This is a genomic window from Mycobacterium sp. 29Ha, assembly GCF_032883055.1.
Lineage (GTDB): Bacteria > Actinomycetota > Actinomycetes > Mycobacteriales > Mycobacteriaceae > Mycobacterium > Mycobacterium gallinarum.
The window spans coordinates 95364-114237 of the sequence record NZ_JAMQTI010000010.1; the positions used below are offsets into that span (position 1 = coordinate 95364).

At 65.8% G+C, this 18874-nt stretch carries 12 protein-coding genes and 1 pseudogene; 9 read left to right on the forward strand and 4 right to left on the reverse strand.

Annotation, left to right across the window (positions count from 1 at the left end; all coding sequences use genetic code 11):
* Positions 1-50 precede the first annotated feature (50 nt).
* The 7 genes from M1248_RS15015 to M1248_RS15045 all read left to right on the forward strand — a co-directional run bounded on the left by M1248_RS15015 (position 51) and on the right by M1248_RS15045 (position 10063).
* Positions 51-476, forward strand: coding sequence for a hypothetical protein (locus tag M1248_RS15015; RefSeq protein WP_317148879.1), 426 nt, complete (start codon positions 51-53; stop codon positions 474-476).
* Positions 477-511: 35 nt separating this feature from the next.
* Positions 512-886, forward strand: coding sequence for a hypothetical protein (locus M1248_RS15020; protein WP_317148880.1), 375 nt, complete (start codon positions 512-514; stop codon positions 884-886).
* Positions 883-1095, forward strand: a complete 213-nt coding sequence (locus M1248_RS15025; protein ID WP_317148881.1) for a hypothetical protein — start codon at positions 883-885, stop codon at positions 1093-1095. Before M1248_RS15020 ends, M1248_RS15025 begins: the two co-directional genes overlap by 4 nt.
* A 12-nt stretch (positions 1096-1107) precedes the next feature.
* Positions 1108-1407, forward strand: a complete 300-nt coding sequence (locus M1248_RS15030) for a hypothetical protein (RefSeq protein WP_317148882.1) — start codon at positions 1108-1110, stop codon at positions 1405-1407.
* Positions 1394-2146 carry a hypothetical protein gene (locus tag M1248_RS15035; RefSeq protein WP_317148883.1) on the forward strand — a complete coding sequence of 251 codons (753 nt, stop codon included), beginning with the start codon at positions 1394-1396 and terminating at the stop codon, positions 2144-2146. The genes M1248_RS15030 and M1248_RS15035 overlap by 14 nt, the downstream gene beginning before the upstream one ends.
* Positions 2147-2367: 221 nt before the next feature.
* Positions 2368-8364, forward strand: coding sequence for a DEAD/DEAH box helicase family protein (locus M1248_RS15040; RefSeq protein WP_317148884.1), 5997 nt, complete (start codon positions 2368-2370; stop codon positions 8362-8364).
* 139 nt (positions 8365-8503) lie between these two features.
* Positions 8504-10063 (forward strand): helix-turn-helix domain-containing protein, encoded by a 1560-nt coding sequence (locus tag M1248_RS15045; RefSeq protein WP_317148885.1) that lies wholly within the window; start codon positions 8504-8506, stop codon positions 10061-10063.
* A 70-nt stretch (positions 10064-10133) separates the two neighbouring features.
* Here M1248_RS15045 and M1248_RS15050 read toward each other — a convergent pair whose 3' ends face one another.
* From M1248_RS15050 to M1248_RS15065, 4 genes are all read right to left on the reverse strand, one after another.
* Positions 10134-10808, reverse strand: a complete 675-nt coding sequence (locus tag M1248_RS15050; RefSeq protein WP_317148886.1) for a hypothetical protein — start codon at positions 10806-10808, stop codon at positions 10134-10136.
* A gap of 43 nt (positions 10809-10851) precedes the next feature.
* Positions 10852-13623, reverse strand: coding sequence for a class I SAM-dependent DNA methyltransferase (locus M1248_RS15055; protein WP_317148887.1), 2772 nt, complete (start codon positions 13621-13623; stop codon positions 10852-10854).
* Positions 13620-16844, reverse strand: coding sequence for a helicase-related protein (locus M1248_RS15060; protein WP_317148888.1), 3225 nt, complete (start codon positions 16842-16844; stop codon positions 13620-13622). Before M1248_RS15060 ends, M1248_RS15055 begins: the two co-directional genes overlap by 4 nt.
* 146 nt (positions 16845-16990) lie before the next feature.
* Positions 16991-17152, reverse strand: a complete 162-nt coding sequence (locus M1248_RS15065; protein ID WP_317148889.1) for a hypothetical protein — start codon at positions 17150-17152, stop codon at positions 16991-16993.
* 297 nt (positions 17153-17449) lie between these two features.
* On the opposite strand from M1248_RS15065, the gene M1248_RS15070 reads away from it, so the two are divergent.
* Together M1248_RS15070 and M1248_RS15075 are read left to right on the forward strand one after the other, a co-directional pair.
* Positions 17450-18043, forward strand: coding sequence for a hypothetical protein (locus M1248_RS15070; RefSeq protein ID WP_317148890.1), 594 nt, complete (start codon positions 17450-17452; stop codon positions 18041-18043).
* Positions 18044-18417: 374 nt separating this feature from the next.
* Positions 18418-18564: pseudogene (locus tag M1248_RS15075) on the forward strand (histone-like nucleoid-structuring protein Lsr2); the annotation flags it as partial.
* Positions 18565-18874 lie beyond the last annotated feature (310 nt).

An 18874-nucleotide genomic window follows, 5' to 3' on the forward strand; every position in this document is an offset into this window, starting at 1 on the left:
CAGCCGGTGTGCGAGAGCCGACTGCGATCCGGTGATCGGGCGAGGCAACGATGAGCGCGACCATCAGTCAGCCCGCGGCGGGTGGCTGGCTGCGGCTGCTGCTGCGCCGCCAGCCCCACCAGGTCGTCGAAACCTCGCGTGCACCGTACTTGGTGCGCTGGTTTGTGCTGCCCCGCAACCGATTCCTCAACGTATATCTGCACAAGTTCATTGCCTCCGACGATCCGGTGGCTCACGACCATCCGTGGTGGTTCGCCTCGATCGTGTTGTCGGGGCGGTATGTCGAGCACACCGCCGCCGGGGAGCGGCTGCGCCGCCGCGGCAGTGTGGGGCTACGCCCGGCGGCTTTCCGCCACACCATCGAGCTCGCCGACGGCGCCGACGGCCGCGCGATCCCCTGCTGGACGCTGGTGGTGACCGGGCCGAAGGTGCGCGCGTGGGGATTCTGGTGTGCCGGTGAACGTTTCGTGCGATGAGATGAGTTCGACGGTGGATGCGGAGAGGAACAGCAATGAAGACAGACGTCTATACCAGCAGTGCGGTGCTCGACGACCAGGCCGCAACCATCGATCAGCAGCGTACGGCGACCGAGTTGATGCCGGGGGAGGTGATCATCGCCGACGCCCACGCCAGCGAGCGTGACATTGTGGAGCGGCTGGCGCGCCGCGGCCGCTGGACGAGTCGCAGCCTGGACCGCACCGACGTGTTCATCGCCTACGAGCACGCCGAGTCCGGCGCCACGATTCGGGCCAGGTATTGCCCGGACGGCGCGATTGAGGTCGCCGAGTTCTCCAAAACCTCCTCTGATCGGCCTCGCTACGCCCACTGCCTGATGGCAGTGCTCAGTTTCCTTCGCGAGCCCACACCAGCAGGGGGGCCGCGGTGAAGACGCGGCGCGGGCCGTGGCTGGCCGGGCTGATCCTGGCCCTGGCCGGATCGGTGTGGATGATCGGGCAGGTCGTCGGCGGCGTGGTGTCACTGATCACCGATGCGCTGTCGGTGGGCTCACCCGAACCGGCGACGACGCTGCCATTACCGGCAGCCAGCGGACTATTGCTCCAATTAGACAGCGCCGCAATGGTGCCCGACCGATAAGCGAGATGCGCGATGAGCCAGCCACGAACCCAAACGCCGCCGCAGCAGCGCCGCGCCACCCACCACCAGTGCCCCGGGCGGTGTGGGCGCACGGTGCCCAACCATCTGTATGCCTGCGGGGCATGCTGGCGGAAACTGCCGGGTGCACTGCAGCGGGCAATCCGGGCCAGTGCATCAGATCCGGTGCTCAGTCCCGCGCGTACCCGCGCATTCACCGCCGCCGCCGCGTTCTACACCACCGCGCACCGCGAGCGGTTCTACACCGCCCTGCAGCAGCGGGCGCCGCGCAGGGCGGCCGATGATCATCACTGACCGGCGTCTGCGCAGGTTCTTCGCGGTGCGCGGCTACCCCGACCCCGCCACGATCAGCCAGGAGAGGACAATATGGCCCGCAGGCGCGACGGTTCGGACCAGCCGGATCTGTTCAGCCTCCTCGATGGGGAAGGTGGCGGTGACCAGTCCGGAGATCAGGCAGATCGTGGCCGACATCTACACCCATCATCTGGAGCTGCCCCCGGAATGGCCGTCGACGCGGCGCCAGGAGTTCATAGAGGTCGAGGCGGCGCGGATCAGCCGCCAAGTGGCGGAGGTGGCCGCCCAGATGGGCGAACGGGCGATCGCGGATTGGAAGGCCAGCCGCGGGGATCATCCGGATTACATGACCAAGGTGGGCCTGCTGAACACCGCAGCGACCTCGGCCAAGGAGATGGTGCTCAGCCAGGAACTCTACGAGCTGATCCCGGAGCCTCCCGAGGAGGAGACGCTGGAGCACAGCGAGCCGATACCCGATCGCAGCCAGGTGCCATGGGATCAGCGCTGGATACGCAGCTACTGGCGCAGCGACCCGAGCGAGGAGCTCGAGGACCTGGCGGCGCGGGTGTGGCCGGACCCGGACTTCTCGGACGTGTTCCGGATCAAGGCGGGCTATCTGCTGGCGGCGCTCGCCGAGGACCAGCTGCCGCTGCCCAGCGACCCGGTCGACCCGCTGGCCGCACAGCTAGCCCAGCTGGTGTACAGCGACCTGCGCCGCGACGGCCTGCCCGAACGGTAACCGCCCAACCGTCGCTGTTTGACGACGCCGATCAGCCCACCGATCCGCGCAGCATCGACCCCGGCGGCGACGAGCTGCCCCCACCCGCGCGCCGGCCCGCTGCGACCGTCGAACCCGCGACCCCCGTTGAAGTCGCGGAAACCGTCGAGCCTTCCGTCGACGCCCCGATCGATGCGGCCTTCTACAGTGCCACCGATTTCCCGGCGTCCACCGAAACATTGGTGCCATCGGGCGCTAAGGCCCGCGCCCGCGCGAACATCGCCGCCATCGAGACCCTGCACAGCGTGCGCGCGGCCGATCGGCCGGCGACCGCCGCCGAGCAGCGGGTGCTGGCAGCGTGGTCGGGGTGGGGCGCGGTGCCCGAGGTGTTCGATGCTCGCAACGACTCGTTTGTCGCCGAACGCGACCGGCTGCGCACGCTGCTGTCGCGCGAGGAATACAGCCACGCCGAGGCGTCGGTGCTCAACGCCCACTACACCGATCCAGCGATCGTCGCAGCGGTGTGGGCCGCGGTACGCCGAGCCGGATTCAGCGGCGGCCGGGTGCTCGAACCCGGTTGCGGCAGCGGCACGTTCATCGGGCACGCTCCCGCCGACGCGGTGATGGTCGGTGTGGAAAACGACGCCATCACCGCCGGCATCGCCGCCGCGCTCTATCCGTCGGCGCAGATCCGCAACGAGGGCTTTGAGACCACCCGGGTACCGGAGAACAGTTTCGCGGCCGCGGTGGGCAATGTGCCGTTCGGCCGCTACGCCGTTCACGACCCGGCCCACAACCCGGGACGCCACAGTATCCACTCCCACTTCATCCTGAAGGCGCTCGCACTGACCGCACCCGGCGGCTACGTCGCGGTGCTGACGAGCCGATACACCTTGGACTCGGCGTCGGATCGGGCGCGTCGCGAGATGGCCGCGCGCGCGGATCTGCTCGGCGCGGTTCGTCTTCCCTCGCAGGCGTTCTCGCGGGTGGCCGGCACGCAGGTGGTCACCGACCTGCTGGTGTTCCGGGTCCGCGAGGCCGAGCAGGCCGCGCTGGAGGAGGAGCCGAGCTGGCTGGAAACCACGACGACGGTGCTGGCCGACCCTGCCAGCGGCGCGACCGACGAGATCACCGTAAACGCCTACTACAGTGAGCATCCCGACCACGTCCTGGGCACTGCGCAACTCGGGCGCGGCCTGCATGGGTCACCCACCTTGGTCGTCGACGGCGTCACCGGCGCGCAGCTCGCCGACCAGTTGGGCGAGCAACTGGGGGGCATCGTCGATGCGGCGCTCGCGCGCGGGCGCGGGCTGAGCGCCACGGCGGAGTCACTCACGGTCGTCTCCGAGCAGTCCTTTGATGCCGGGCTGATCACCGCCGCCGACCGCGGACCGCAGACCCCGCTGTACACGCTGCGCTACAACGACCAAACCAGCGCGATCGAGTACTGGGCCGGACACGACTGGCAGCCGCAGAACACCCCGAAAACCCTGCTGGCCGAAACCCGTCAACTCATCGATCTGCGCGATGTGGCGACCAGCTTGATCACCTCGCAGCGCGACGGCCGACCCCAGTCCGAACGCGATCAGCTGCGCGGGCATCTGAACTACCTCTACGACAACTACGTACGACGCCACGGGCCGATCAACCGATTTAGCTGGGTGCATCCCAAAGAACCCACTCAGGAGCGCCACGACGCGCGGGTGGCCGAGTTCGAGGCGCGCTGGCGCGAACGCGAAGGCGAAGCCGGCGTGCCCTATCGGGGGCCGGTGCCTGACGGGCTGGCCGAGGAATGGGACACCGCAGCGTGGGAGAGCCCAGCGCCGTATAAGAAGCGCCGCCACCTCGACGGCGGAATCCGCCACGACCCCGGGTGGGCCATCGTGTCGGCGCTGGAGATCTTCGACGATGACGCCGGCACTGCGGTCAAGGCGCCGATCTTCTCCACCGACCTGCTGAGCGCGTCAGTCGAGCGAGTCACTGCCGACAGCCCGGAAGAGGCGCTGGCGATCAGCCTGGACCGGGCTCGCCGCGTCGACATGGAGATGATCGCCGGACTTCTGGGGGTCGGAGCTGACGATGCCCGCGCCCTGCTGGCCGGCCTGGTCTATCCGAGCCTGGATGATCCCGATGAGCTGATCCCGGCCGCTACAGCCCTGTCGGGCAATGTGCGCCAGAAGCTGGCTGACGCAACCGAGCTCGCGCACCACAACCCGGTCTACGGCGAGTACGCCGCAGCGCTGCGCGAGGTTCAGCCAGCGGATCGGTCCGCCGAGCAGATCAAGGCCCGCCCCGGCGCGCCGTGGATACCGGCCGCCCTGGTCGCCCAGTTCGCCCAGGAGACGTTCGATCTGACCGGTGTGGCCGCCGAGCACCTCGGGGGGCGCTGGGTGGTCGAGGTCGAGAACTACAAGCGTCACGGCCGGCTGATGACCGAAGAATACGGGTTGGCGCGGCGCGGCTGTGACGCGGTGAGTCTGCTTGAAGCCCTGTGCAACTCGCGCGCGGTGGTGGTCAACGACGACAAGGGTGTCCTCGACACTCAAGCAACGTTCGCCGCGCAGGCCAAGTGCGCCCACATCAGCGAAGAGTTCGGGCGCTGGCTGTTCGCCGACGAGGACCGCCGCGACATGCTTGTCGCCGAATACAATCGGCGATTCAACAGCTTGCGTGCGCCGCGCTACGACGGCTCCCATCTGCGTCTGCCGGGGCTCTCGGATCACTTCGTCCCGCACTTCTATCAACGCAACGCGGTCGCGCGGATCATCAACGAGCCCACCGTTCTGCTGGATCATGTTGTGGGAGCGGGCAAGACGGGCTCGATGGTGATGGGAGCCATGGAGCTGGTTCGGCTGGGTCTGGTGCGCCAACCATGGATCGTGGTGCCCAACCACATCATCGAACAGGTAGGGCGCGAGGCGCAGCAATGGTACCCCGCCGCCCGCATCCTGGTCGGGTCGGCGGCCACCACCGCCGAAGGACGTCGACGGCTGGTCGCACAGTCGGCGGCCAGCCAGTGGGACATGGTGATCGTGGGGCAGTCGGCGTTCACTGCGATCGGTGTCTCCGACGATATGCGTATCGACTACATCGGCGAGCAAGTTGACACTCTGCGCGCCCAACTCGCGCAGGCCGAAACACCGCGCACCAAGAAGCGCATCGAGCTGGCGATCAAGTCCACGGTGGAACGCCTCGAACGGCTCACTGCCCAAGAGAGCAAAGACACCGGCCTGCGATTCGAGCACACGGGCGCGGACTACCTGTTCGTCGATGAGGCACACCACTACAAGAACAAGCAGCGGGTGTGCAATATCGAGGAGTTGTCGTGTCCGACGGCAGCCCAACGCGCAGAAGACCTTTCGCTCAAACTGACGGTGCTGCGCCAGCGGCGACGTGATGAGGCTCGCGCGGCCGGCATCCCCGAACACCGCATCGTTGAACGTGTGGCCACCTTCGCCACGGGCACCCCGATCGCCAACTCCCTGGGCGAGTTGTGGGTGATGCAAACCTACCTGCGTGGCCTGCTGCTGGAGGCCGCCGGTGTGGCCGATCTGGGCGACTGGGGCGCGGCGTTCACCGACACCGTGACCACCGTCGAAGTCAACGCCACCGGAACAAAGCTGCGCCCGGTCACCAGGATCGGCAAGTTCACCAACCTGCCGGAGCTGCTGGCGCTTTCGGCGGCATACACCGACGTCGTGACGCGCGACCAGGTGCCGGTGCAGTTGCCGAAACTCGTTGGTGGACAGCGCCGCATTGTCACCTTGACACCTGACATCGAAGTCCTGGACCTCATCGCCGACCTGGGTTATCGCCTCGATCATCTCGACGCTAAGGACCCGGCCAGAGACAACCAGCTCAAGATCGCCAACGATGGGCGCAACGCCTCGCTGGATCCGCGCCTCGCGCATTTGCCTGCGCCGACGCGTAGCCGTGCGGCCGCTGTCGCTGACGACATCATGCGCATTCAGCGTGCAAACGCCGATCGCGTCTACCGTCACCCCGACACCGGTCATCCGCTGGCGCTGACCGGGCCGCTGCAAATCGCGTTCTGCGATCGGGGGACTCCCTCGAAGAACCCGCGCCAGTTCAGCATCTACCAGGCCATTAAAGACGAACTGATCGAACGGGGAATGCCCGCTGGGGCAATCCGATTCGTCCACGAGGCACGCAAACCCTCCGAAGTGGCCGTGCTACGAGCGCAGTGTAATCGCGGCGAGGTGTCGGTGTTGATCGGAAGCACCGAGAAGCTCGGAACGGGCTGGAACGTGCAGGCGCGGCTGCGGGCGCTGCATCACGTCGACGTCCCGTGGCGGCCGTGTGACCTGGAGCAGCGCGAAGGCCGCATCATCCGTCAAGGCAACCAGAACGATGAGGTCGACATCGTCAACTATGTCACCGAGGGCACCTACGACACGGTGATGTGGCAGAAAGTAGAAGCCAAGACGATATTCATCGAGCAGACGCGCCGCAACGAGGTCACCGACCTGGAGATCGAGGACCTCTCCGGCGGCGACCTCGGCGCGGCGGCGGCCGAAACCAAGGCCCTGGCCACCGGCGACCCCCGCTATGTGCGTCAGGTGCAGCTGACTGAAGACGTCAAGCGGCTGAATGCGCTGGCGGGCGCGCATATCGAGGCGGGGCGCCGCCGCGACTTCACCGTCGCCACACTGGAACGCGCGGTGCCGAAGCGGGAGGCGGATCTGGCGACGCTGGCACCGGTGGCCGCGCGCGCAGCCGATCGCACCGCCTCAGGGAGTAGCCCGATGATCGCCGTCGCGGGCCACACTCACGCTGAACGGGCCACCGCCGTTGAACCGTTCGCGGAAGCCTGCCGGCAGGCATACATCGCCGGAAAGGACCGCGGGGCCTCACGTTTCGCCCCACTTGGGGTGTCGATCGACGGGGTTGAGGTGCTGGCCGCACGCGATTTGATGCATGACATGCTGCTGCTGCGGCTGGCGGTACCTTCACGGATCACCGAGATCAAGAAAGACGATCTGATGGCGACCACCGGCGATGGTGCAGGTGCCAAATCACGGGGGCTGCTCAAGCGCGCCGAAAATCTCTACACCGACCTGCCTCGTCATCACGAGGCCCTGCGCGGTGAACTCGAGCGCGACCGCGCCGAACTCGATGACCTGCTGGCCAATCCGCCGGGTGGTTTCGAGCAGCTCGGCGAGTTGACCGACAAGAAGGCCGAATTGGCGTCGCTGACCCTGGAGCTGAGGCTGGCCTCCGAAAGCCCGGAAGCCAAGGCCAAGGCCGCGGCCGCCGAACAACGCTTGGCCGAGCGGGGCCGCCAACCGGGATGGTCGCTGCTGCTCAACCCGACCCCACGCGTCCTTGAGGAGCTCGGCTACACCAGCGCTGACGAGCTGCGCGCCGATGTGCGCGCAAACGAGCGGTCCAGTGCGGCCGCGTACGAGGTACGGCGGCAGCAGGCCGCGGCGGCGGAGGTGTCGGTGTTGCGGTCGGAGGTGGAGGTGTTGGAGGCCGCAACCGTGCGGGCTCCGGCGGGCATGTACCGGGTGCCCGAGCAGGCGCTGGGCTCCCTGGATGAGCCGACGGTGCGGACGGTGATCGCGATCGCCAACAGCGCCCAAGCCGTGCAGCCGCTGACCCTGGGTGTCGGCGCCGACAAGCCCGCGGTGCTGGCTGCGATCACCGCGGCCGCCCACCAGCATCAGCACCGCGTGCTGGCGCTGACCGCCACCGAGGCCGCCGCCGTCTACGCCGGCGAGCACCGCTACGCCGACACCACCACCGCCGCCGAAACCGGGATCGAGAATCTGCAGTCGGGGCGCTGGCGCCCGGTGCCGATCGGCAGCCTGCTCATCGTCGACGACGCCGAGCACCTACCCGCCACCCAGCTGCGCTGGCTCATCGACAACGCCGCCATCACCAACTCCAAACTGCTGCTCATCACCAACACCACCGGCGACGAGCACCGCGAACCCGCCCACACCCTCACCCACGCCCTGCACCGGCATCTGCCCTGGGCCCAACACCTCGGCCAACCACCGGCCCAGCAGCGGACCACCGCCATCGAGGCCGCCACCAGCCACCAGACCGCCACCACCGAGACCGCCGACCAGTCCCAGACCCAGCGGGAAACCACCGAACTGCTGGCCCGCCACACCCAGATACACGACCTCTACCAACAAACCCACACCCGCACCGACCTGCACCACCACACCGACCAGCACCACGACCGCGACACCGGACTCGAACTCTGACACCCACCCACCACCAGGGATCGATCGACAGTGACGCGAGCTGTGCACCACACACCGTCGCGAAACATCCAGAATGACTATGGATTCTGGACGCCGAGGTGCGTATTATCCAGAATGATTATGGATTCTAGGGGGCTGAGTGAGTATCTGGAGCGACCGTAGCTGCTGGGCTTCGATCTGGTTCGACGTCGAGAAAACTGCGGCGCTCACGGGCCTGAAGCCGGACACCATCTATCACTACGTCTCACGCAAGGATGCGAAGTTCCCACAACCGAGCACTGAGGGGGGGCGGATCTACTTCTCGAGTGAGCAAGTGTTCCGCTACATCCTCGAGCGTCGGCGCAAGGCCCGCGATGTTGTCCCACGGCTGTTCCCGCGAACTGCTGAGCCACCACCGGCCCAGTTCGTCCACGCGCAACGAGCGAGGGTGCCAAAGGTCGGCAATTTCGCCGTCCACACGTGGCAGCCTGCAGATAACGGTGCGCTGATCGCGGTCGCCTACCCGGATGGTGAAAACACCATGAACATCCACGATGTGGAGGAAACCGCGGCCGAACTTCTCAAATGTGTCCCACCGAAGATCGAGGCTGTCGCCGTGCCGAACGGCGAAACCACCTCGCCGCCTCTCTCCGCGGGCGGTGAGAGGCGAGAGGAGCCGACTGTTGTTGTCGTCGAACGCAATCGGGTGTATCGCGGCGACCCGGTTCGGTGCGGCGGCGCTCGCTACAAGTGGTCGGATCTGGCCAACCTGCTGCGCGTCGATATCCCTTGGTGGTCGCCGTTATTGAGGGATCTCGACATCATGCTGAGCTGGCAGCCTGGCGCGCCCGTCGTGCCTCTGGCGCCGTACGCACCTGAGGTTGACACCGGCCATATCACGGCGTTGGCCGGTGCCAACCATTCCGCTGCGGTGCGCGACGCCCTCGACAAGCTGGCCAGCCGGGTCCTCGCGCGGCTCAATGGCCGCACGCTTCACGACCGGAATTGCCTGACACCTGGACTGATCCAGGCCGCGATCAGCACAGTCGACATCACCCAACCCGAGCCGGTGCTCACCGCCGACGAGGCCGCGACCATCCTTCACCATCGCGCACCCGAACATGCCGCCAGACACGCTCTGCGGGTGGCCGGCCACTGGGCGTTCATGCCCGTCCTGACCCATGTCATCCGCATCAACCGGACGTCGGCGACGTCGATGGCGATTCGATGGGTCCAGCGCCTGGTCGACGTCGCGGAGGATCGCCACAGTGAACTCGGGTTCTGGTTTGTCCGCGGTTACCTCGGGCGCGGTGCGCTCCCAGTGCGCTGGCTCACCGACCCCGACAACGAGAACACGTGGATCATCCAGGGCGACAACGGCATTGTTTACGCGGGGGTCGGCACCAGCACCCCTGGTGCGCGTGGGCAGCTTCTCGACGCCGAGATCAACGACGAAGCAGCCTTCTTCCGCGACGGAGCGCGCCACATTTGGCCACTGCCTGATACCGGGTTCGATTACTACCGCACCGGCTATGAGGGCAGCGGCCCGCAACGCCTTGCCGAAACCCTGGCCACTCTGCTGCGCGACGCCACTGCCGATGTCCATAAGCCTGAATTGGACGACGAAAGCCAGGCGCAATTCGAGGCCCTGTACCGACTCGTCAGCGAACGTGAAGCGCCGATCACCATCACCGCCGATTCGGTTGGGGCACAACGATAGGGCGTTAGCTCTAGCCGTAAGACACGTCAGTGCTCAGGTCACCGTCGGCATCTCCCCTAGTGTGGCGCCGCTATTCCTCTCCGATTTGAAACAGCCGCCGCTCGATGACGTCGGCGGCGACGTTGAACTCGAACGCCCAATCGGCTGCCGTGTCGAGGTAGCGCATGTAGTCGGCTGCGGATGCCTCCCAGGGCTTTTTGGTCACGTCCTTCAACGCGGAGATGACATTGTCATCCATGATCAATGGTTGGGGCATATAGGCTTTGGCGCCGTAGCCGCCGAAGTACAAGAATTTTGTGAAGTAGGAGGGTCCGAGGTTGGCGATCCACAGTCGGCCTCGCCGACTCAACGCTTTGTACGCACTTTCGGCGCCCTCCCCGCGTACGAGTGCCAGTGCCTGGGTAAATCGCTGCGCTGCAGCATCTTCGGCGAACGGGCGTACTGCGCGCACCATCGACTGTCCAGGAGGCGCGCCCCAGAACACGATCGCTGCGTGTAGCTGGATGGCCGCCCAAGGATCAGTATCGGTTGTGGCACGTTCGGCGATCTCGAACAGGGTGCGCCGAGCGATGCGGCCGCGGCCATTGTCGGTGGCGAGATGATCCAGTTCTGCCGGCCACATGCGTGTGTCGGGCAGGAGGCCCCTGCAGTAGCCGAGGTCGCGGGTGAAGCCCTGGTTGAGCACGAACTGCTCACGCTCGGGCGGCTTTGCGCCGTCGAAGAGCTCGGGGACGTCGACGCTCACGGGTTTCGCCTCTCGTTTCGCCATCACTCTGTTTGAAACGGCTCTATGCGATGAGTTCTGCGTACCGCGCGAATAGGATCTCTTGGCGCTGCAGCTGGTTGTCGCAGCCGCTAGTGGCGCCGAACGCGGCGTCGACGAGCCCATCGAGTTGTTGGTGGGCGGCAACGAGTTTGGGATCCATGCTGTCCGGGTCGTAGTGCTCGGCGAGGGATCGCGACGAATGTAGCGCTCGAGCGGCGAGGACTTGTTGGCCGGCCTGCACGATCTGATTGCGCAGCTGGGTGTCGATGGTGGGTAGCGGCAAGGTGTTCCAGGTGTAGGTGCTTGCGAAGCGTGGATCTGATTTGATGCGGCCACCGACGGTTTTTTGCCAGGTCATAAACATTGATGAGGAGAGGAGGGCGAAGAAGAATCCGTCCGGGTCGTCAACGACGAAGTTGTGGTCGCCGGAGATGATGTCGGGCTCGAATCGTGCGGCCGGGTAGTACCGGTAGTTCTCGGAGACGTGCCTGGGGATGCAGAGGTAGGCCGAGGTTGGCTGCTGGACGCGGTTGAAGCGCCATGGGGTGGCGGCGGCGGCGCGGACGCCGGCGTCTTTGGCTACCTCTGAGCGGAAGTGGCGTACGTGTTCGATGCGGGCTTGCAGGAACGGAGAGTTGGCCACGTCGGCGGGCAGCTTGTCGTCGGGGATCCAGATGCACCAGCGGGGTGTGCCGTGCAGGAGCTCGCGTGCTCCGACGAACGGGCGCAGGTACTTGGCGGCGACTGTGTCGCTGGGGTCGAGCTGGGTGTAGTCGGTGTGTTTCACGAGCAGGCCACCACCGTCGCTGTCCTCGGCCGTCTGCCGTCCGTCGGCTGCCATTGATCCGAAGCGGATGTCGCTGTCGAGCTGCGGGTTGAGGGCGTGGCGGCGGTCGGTGACCAGGACGTTGGGGCCGTCGACGAGGTAGGCGTTGATCGTTGGCACGTCGAGCTCGATGGGCTGTGAGGTCGGTGTGGGGTATTCGAACAGTCGATGCCGCTCGGCGGGTCGGTTGCTCATCCCGATGATGACGCAGTGCACGATCGCCTGGCCGACGGCTTCTGATGACCATGCGAAGGTGCGGTGGGCGAAGGTGATGCGCCAGCCGCGGGCGAACAGGTCACCGAAAACGGGTGCGACGACGACGCCTTGGGCCACGGAGTTGGTGCTGACGAATGCCCAACGGCCGGCGGTGTCGCAGAAGTAGTCGACCGCTTTGGTGAACCAGCTTGTGACGTAATCGGCTTCGCCGGAGTAGGCGCTGCCCCAGACGTACTGCATGTCGGCGGTCTGTTGGGCGGTGCGCTGCTTCTTACCCGCGTACGGCGGGTTGCCGAACACCACCATGGCCGGTGACGCGGGCACGACTGTGTTCCAGTCGACGCGCAATGCGTTGTCGTGAATGATCGTGGGCGCCACAGTGATTGGCAGCGGGTCGGGTGCCACGCCGAACTCGATAGCCATCTGCTGGTTGGCGAGGTGGTCGACGAGCAGCATGGCCGTCTCGGCGATACGGGCGGGCCACTCTTCGATCTCGATGCCGAAGAAGTGGTCCATCGTGACTTTGACGTCCTTGGTGACATCCAGGCTCAGCTGCGCCCTTTCGACCTTCTTTGTGCTGGCGTGCACCATCGCGAGGTCGCGTAGCCGTTTGAGGATTTCCAGCTCCAGTGCACGCAATTCGCGGTAGGCGACCACCAAAAAGTTCCCGCACCCACAGGCCGGGTCGAGGTATCGGGCCTCGGCGAGGTCGTTGTGAAGTTTTTTCAGTTTGGTTGGGCTGTCCCAGCTTTGGTCGAGGCGGTTGCGGTACTCGTCGAGAAACAGCGGGCGGATGGTCTTGAGGATGTTGTGTTCGGTGGTGTAGTGCTCGCCGGCGGTGCGGCGTGCTTCGCGGTCTTTGACGGTTTGGAACATCGACCCAAACACGGCCGGGGAGATGGTGGACCAGTTGAATTGGCATGCCTCAAGCAGTGCGTCTCGAAACGCCGCCGGCAGTGGCTGCAGCGGCAGCGGGTCGGCGAACAGGCCACCGTTGATGTAGCGGAAGGGTTGAAGTGGGGAGTCTTCGGGCAGGCGGCGCCGGGTTTCGGGGGTGTTGAGGACCTCGAACAGGTCGACCAGGTTCTTGTGCAGGGTGTCGGGTGCCGTGTGCTCTGATAGCCACCGTTCGAAGAGGTTCTCCGGTTTCCACATGTCGGCGTCGTCGCCGAACAGCACAAACAACAGCCGCGCCAGCAGGAGGGTGGCGTTGTGGGCGTCGACGTGGGCTGCGTCGAGTTCGCTGTAGAGCCGGCCCATGAGGCGGGCGGCCGCGACGGCGGCGGTTTCGGCTTCTCGGTCAAAGGCGTCGCGCATCTGCTCGAGCAGGGTGACTAGGGAAATGTCGTGATCGAGATCGAGTGCGATCGCGCGCAGACGGGTGGTCAGGTGTGTGTTGCGGTCGCCGGTGATGTGTTCGTGGACAAGCAGTTTGGCGTTGGCCCCATTGAGTTGCGCCCGGCGCGGCCATCGCCAGTCCTGGCGGTTGTCGTCGGTGAAGACGATGAGCCGTTCCTGGTTGTCTTTGCCGACTAGGACGTCGATTTGGCGTTGGATCTTGCGCGGGGGACGTTGCGGGCAGTGCCAGATACGTAGCCCTTTGTAGCTGGCCACCGGTGTGAGGGTGTAGGGCGATTCTTCGACGGTGACGGTGACGTCGGGGTGGTCGGGGTTGTTCCATCCCAGCTCGTCGACGAACAGGTCTCGGAACTCGTGGGCGTCGACCAAGTCGAGCAGTCTGTCCTCACTCACGACCGAATTCCCATGCTGGACACAATGCGGATCGGGTCGTTGCCTGCTCGGGCCGCTACCACGAGGTCGCCGTCGCGGTGCAGCGCAGCGATGCGTACGGCGAGGTCTTCATCGCTGGCGCCGTTGCGGATTGCGCGTCGCAGCCGTTGGTCGGCGTCGTGGGTGAGCGGGTATTGGTAGAGCGCGTCGAGCGCGGCCTGGGTGTCGGCGTCGTGGTTGTTGAGGGTGGCGCCCAGGCGCTGCCAGATTCGGCGCCGGACGCCGCGCAGCCTGCCGGCGGTGGCGTGGGGGGTCGCTAGCTTGCCGCGCACCAGGGTCTGCAGGAGGTCGTCGTGGTCGTCGCGCAGCGCCAAGCCCGGTTCGTCTGGGTGAGCTTCGAATGCGCGCAGAACTTCATGGCCGGTGAGTTGTCGCGTTTCGCCGTCGGTGGTGGCTTCACCGAAGCCGTCGACACCGGATTCGGTGCGCACGTAGCAGAGCACTCCGTCGCCGCGGTCGGTGAGACGCCGCGTTCTGGTGGCTGAGATGAGGTCTGGTAGCGCCGCGACGCGGCGTGCGAGGTCGGGGTCGTCGCGTTGGGCGGCGTGCCAGATCTGGTAGGCCAGGCTGGAGGCGTCGACGTCCTCGGCGCTGTCGTCATCGGGCAGGGTGCCGTTGTACAGGTCGGTGATGGCTTGGACTTCGGTTGCGGTGCCGAAGAACTGCTCGTCGGAGCCGAAGGCCTCGGCGTTTGCGTGCAGGCGGTCGGCGATGCGCTGGCGCAGGCTGAGCACGGTGTCGACGGATTCATGGAAGAACGAGTAGACGAGCACGGTGGCGGACTCTTGGCCGACGCGGTCGACGCGGCCGGCGCGCTGGATGAGGCGGATGATGGCCCAGGGCAGGTCGTAGTTGACGATGATGTGCCCATCTTGGAGGTTTTGGCCTTCGCTGAGCACGTCGGTTGCGACCAGGATGCGCAGCTCGTTGTCGACGGCGTGGTGGCGTTCTTGGCCGGGCAGGACGTTCGAGCGCGGCGAGAACCGATGGGCCAGCGCGGTCGGGTCTTCGCTTTCGCCGGTGGCCACGGCGATGTCGGCGATGCCGTGGGTCTGTAGGGCGCTGCCGATGTAGTCGGCTGTGTCTTTGTACTCGGTGAAGATGAGCAGTTTGTCGTCGGGGTGGCGGTCGGTGAGCAGTTCGATCAGGGCGGCGAGTTTGGAGTCGCGGGCCGCCTCCCAGCCGCCGTAGGCCTCCAGTAATGCGGTGAGCGCGTCGGTGTCGCGGGCCAGGTCGGTGCGCAACTGCTCGGTGAAGATCTCGGGGCGGATCCAGGTCACTGAGGGCGGGTTGGCGGTTTGGAGCGCCTGGTAGCGGCGTTCGGCGGTGTCGCCGAGCTGTTCGGCGTCGGCAAGGTCATCGGTGGTGGGATCCTCGTCGCCGTCGGGTCCGGTGGCGCCGTCGTCGAGGGCGAAGCTGGTGTCGACGATCGTGCCGGTGGGCACGGCAAGTCCCTGGTCGATGGCGTAGCAGAACAGCTCGTTGCGCGCGATGTGGCGGCGCAGCGACAGGGTGAAGGAGTGCCCGCACGACGATAGGCGTTTGTAGAAGGTAGTCCGCACGAACCCGGCGACGTGGCCGCGGCCGCGGGTGAGGTTGTCGACGAACTCTCGTTCGGCCTCGGTCAGGGCCGCGGCGGGGTTGATGTACTTGCCGAGCTCGTAGCGCGGGAGCAGGAGCCGGTTGAGGGTATCGAGCGTGGTGTTGCTGGCCATGATGGCTGCCGGGTCATCGGTGCCGAAGGAGTGGTTGATCGGGATGGGGACCCGCTGGGGGAAGGAGAATCGGCGGCCGTCGGTGAACTCCAGGTATTGGTGCCCGTTCTCGTCGATGAGGGCGTAGTTGTTGCGGATGAACGTCCGGGTGCGCCGCACGAGGTGCTCGCTCATGAGGCGTTTCCAGTCGTCCGGATCCTCGGAGCGGCGAAACGCCAGCATGGTGGTGGTCTTGCCGTCGACTCTGTCGACGAACCGGGGGTCGGCGGCGATCGCGTTGGTCGGTGCGATGCCGAGGTCCTCGTCATCGTCGAGGTACAGCGAAAGCTGGTTGGCGACGTCTCTGAACCGGATGTTGTACGGGGTGGCCGTGAGTAGCAGCACCTTGCTGTCGTTTTCGCGGATGTAGGTTTGGACGGCGCGGTAGTCGCGGCGGGTCTCGTGACGCAGCGTGTGGGACTCATCGACGATGACCAGCGGGTAGCGGCGGATGTAGTCCGACGGCAGGATTGAGTGCGCCTGGCTGTAGGGCACAACGCGGCCGTCGAGGTCGTAGGCGGCGAAGTGTTCCTCCCACATCGAAACCAGGTTCTTGGGACAGACCACCAGCGGGCGGTAGCCATGTTCCTCGCGCAGCATGAGCGCGACGGCGATCGCGGTGAGCGTTTTGCCCAGCCCGACGACGTCGCCGAGCATGGTGCCGCCGCGAGTCATCAGGCGACGGGCCAACGTCTGCACCGCGGTGGACTGATACTCGAGGAGTTGGTGGCCGATCTCGACGGGCACCGAGTACTCGGCCAACCCTTCACGCACGTCGCGGGACAGGTCGTAGCAGACCTTCAAGAACACCTCGTAGGGGCGGCGCGGCTGCTTTGTGGCCCAGGAGTCATCAAGCAGGTCGAGCAACTCCGCATCGATCGGGCGGGAGAACCGATCATTCCAGCGGTCCTCGAACCATGTGGCCAATGCCTGGGCCCCGACCGTCTCCACGACATCGACGTTGAGTTCGTAATTGGTGGTCAAGCCGGGTCCGGTGAGGTTGGATGACCCGACAAACCCGGTGATCGGGTTGTTGAGGTCTTGGCGATAGCAGATGTACGTCTTTCCGTGCAACGGTCGGCGGGTGAAGACCTTCAGCTGCACGGCGCCCTGGTCGATGAGGTCACGAAGTGACTGCAGGGCGGCTCGGTCGGCCGCTACCGGAAGGCCACGCATCAGCTGTGTGCGAAGTTGTTCGAGCAACAGCGCTTTGCGTTCGCGGGCGGCGTTGCCGTCAGCGTCCGGCTGTTGGGTGCCGTCGACCATCGACTGGAGGTTCTCCAGTGCCTCCTGCTGAGGCCCGCCGATCACCATCCCGATCAGGATTCGAACGACGGGTCCTTCGACGCCGGCCTCGACTTTCTTCTTGACCAGGCTGTCGAACGCTCTCCAGCCTCGCAGGTTGAAATAGCCGACGGCTACGTCCATTCGGTCAAAGTCGGCGAAGGTCGCCTGCAGGTGGACGCCAAGCTGTGAGTCGGCCGTAATGTTGTCGAAAAGCCGCGTCACCGCGTTCTGAATCCCCTCGCTGCTCGCGGACGGAAGCTGCGGCGTCAACCGCCTGCGCTGGGAGTTTAGCCGCGCTGCGCGATCGCCGCGGTGGATTGCACTGCTCGGCTGGCCGGATCGGTGAAGTATCCGGGCCTGCGGGAAGAGGTTCCGTCGCGTTCCCCCGCCCTAGCGGCGCGCGCAGATGCCGGTGGCACGGCGTGCCCCTGGCGAGGATCGTCATGCATGCCGCGATAGTCGGCCCTCCGCTATACCGGCAGATCTGGACTTCCATGCCGCCACCGATAACAGGCGGAACTCACAATGGTGGCCGAGTCCGCGGCTAATATTCGGGCTTTGGTGCGCCGATAGCGCAGCCCCAGAATTCTCGGTGGTTCCGTCGTATACATGGCACTGACGCATAGAGCAGCTCAAGCAGCACAATCGGTGTCAGACGCTAGAGATAAGCGGTAGCGCGCTGAGCGTCGACACGCCCCACGGGCAGCAAACGTCATTCGACTGAGCGAGCTCGGTAGGGTTTGGAAATGGCTGACGCGCCGCGGCACCGCATGACCCTGCCTGGCCCTGTGCGTTGGGCGATCGGCATTGTCGCCGTGCTGGCTATCTTTCTCGCGGGCTTTATGTTCGGACGGGCTACGCAGATCCCGTTCAGCACAGCGTGGTGGAAGGACTTCGCCCAGCCGGTGGCCACCGGCACGGCAGGGGTGTTTGCGTTATCCGCCGGGCTAGCTGCGTTATTGGGCTCGCATCTGATTAGCAGCCGCAGCCACGCCGCGACCATGATCGACATTGAGCACCGCGACAATGCCGCCAAAGCAGACGTTGAGCACCGCGACAATGCCGCCAAAGCGGATCAGCTGTGGAAGCGGTTTGAGTGGGTCGTCAATGCCGCGACCGTCGAAAACGACGACGATCCGGTGATCGACGCCGTACAGGCGTCGGAGATGGTGGTGTCGATACGCGACGCGGCCAAAGGGGTGCAGGACACGCATCTCGTGTCGATGCTCAACGTGTTCATGGATGAGCAGCAAGGCAGCCTGGCGGCCGAGATGGGCCTTGGTGGTGACACTGCGCCGCTGGAGCCGGACAATGGAGCCCAGACAGAGGAGACGCGATGAGCTTCAACAGGCTGCTGGCTGATGCGCCGCCGGCCAAGGCCGCGCAGGCAGCGCTGGTGATGGCGCGCGCCACCGTCAACGAACCCGGAGTGTCGGCGGAAGCACAGCAGGTTGCACAGCAGTTCATCGATCTCGGTCTCGATGAACTGACAGAGCTGATACGGGCGCGTCGCGTCGAGGCCGTGACGGCTGACCTGCTCACCTCGCTGCACGACGCCGACGCGGACGCCGAGTCAGCCGACGTCGGCGAGGAACGATCTGAAGGCGAGGGCGGTGCGATCGGCGCTACGCATGAGGTGCAAGGAGTACCTCAGGAGCCGAAGGAAAGCCACCGGGTGCGTGCCTTTGAGGCGCCCCGGAAGTATGTGGTTCGGGGTGGCCGCGTTACCGAGATTGATCGTGAACAGACCGAGGCGATCCGTGAATGGGCTCGCCGCAACGGACACAACGTGTCCACCCGTGGGCGCATTCCCGCCGACGTCGTCGATGGATTTATTCGTGCAAACAGGCGCAGGTACTGACGGGTGGCACGCCCTGCGCCCGCTGTGCCCCTCACTCATCGACTGGACGTTTGAGCTGTGGGCCGATGGGCCAGCGGGCGGGGACTGGCCAGTAGGAGCGGGCGAGCATGGAGCGTGCCGCCCAATCACTGGGTTCCAGTGTGTCTAAAGCGATTTGAAGGGCGGCGCTGGCATCGGGGTCGGTTAGCGCGGCGTGCAGTTTGGCGCAGTTAAACACCTTGCCCGATGACACCGCCCATAGGTCTCCGGAGGCGGTTCGCCGTAGAGCGAGCTGGTCGCATTCGGCGAGTGTTGAAGCACGGCCTTGTTT

What these genes read in the sequence shown, in the direction of transcription:
- M1248_RS15015 (WP_317148879.1), top strand. Translation starts at nt 51, where the DNA reads ATGAGCGCGACCATCAGTCAGCCCGCGGCGGGTGGCTGGCTGCGGCTG.
- M1248_RS15020 (WP_317148880.1), top strand. Translation starts at nt 512, where the DNA reads ATGAAGACAGACGTCTATACCAGCAGTGCGGTGCTCGACGACCAGGCC.
- M1248_RS15030 (WP_317148882.1), top strand. Translation starts at nt 1,108, where the DNA reads ATGAGCCAGCCACGAACCCAAACGCCGCCGCAGCAGCGCCGCGCCACC.
- M1248_RS15035 (WP_317148883.1), top strand. Translation starts at nt 1,394, where the DNA reads ATGATCATCACTGACCGGCGTCTGCGCAGGTTCTTCGCGGTGCGCGGC.
- M1248_RS15060 (WP_317148888.1), bottom strand. Translation starts at nt 16,844, where the DNA reads ATGGACGTAGCCGTCGGCTATTTCAACCTGCGAGGCTGGAGAGCGTTC.
- M1248_RS15065 (WP_317148889.1), bottom strand. Translation starts at nt 17,152, where the DNA reads ATGCATGACGATCCTCGCCAGGGGCACGCCGTGCCACCGGCATCTGCG.
- M1248_RS15070 (WP_317148890.1), top strand. Translation starts at nt 17,450, where the DNA reads ATGGCTGACGCGCCGCGGCACCGCATGACCCTGCCTGGCCCTGTGCGT.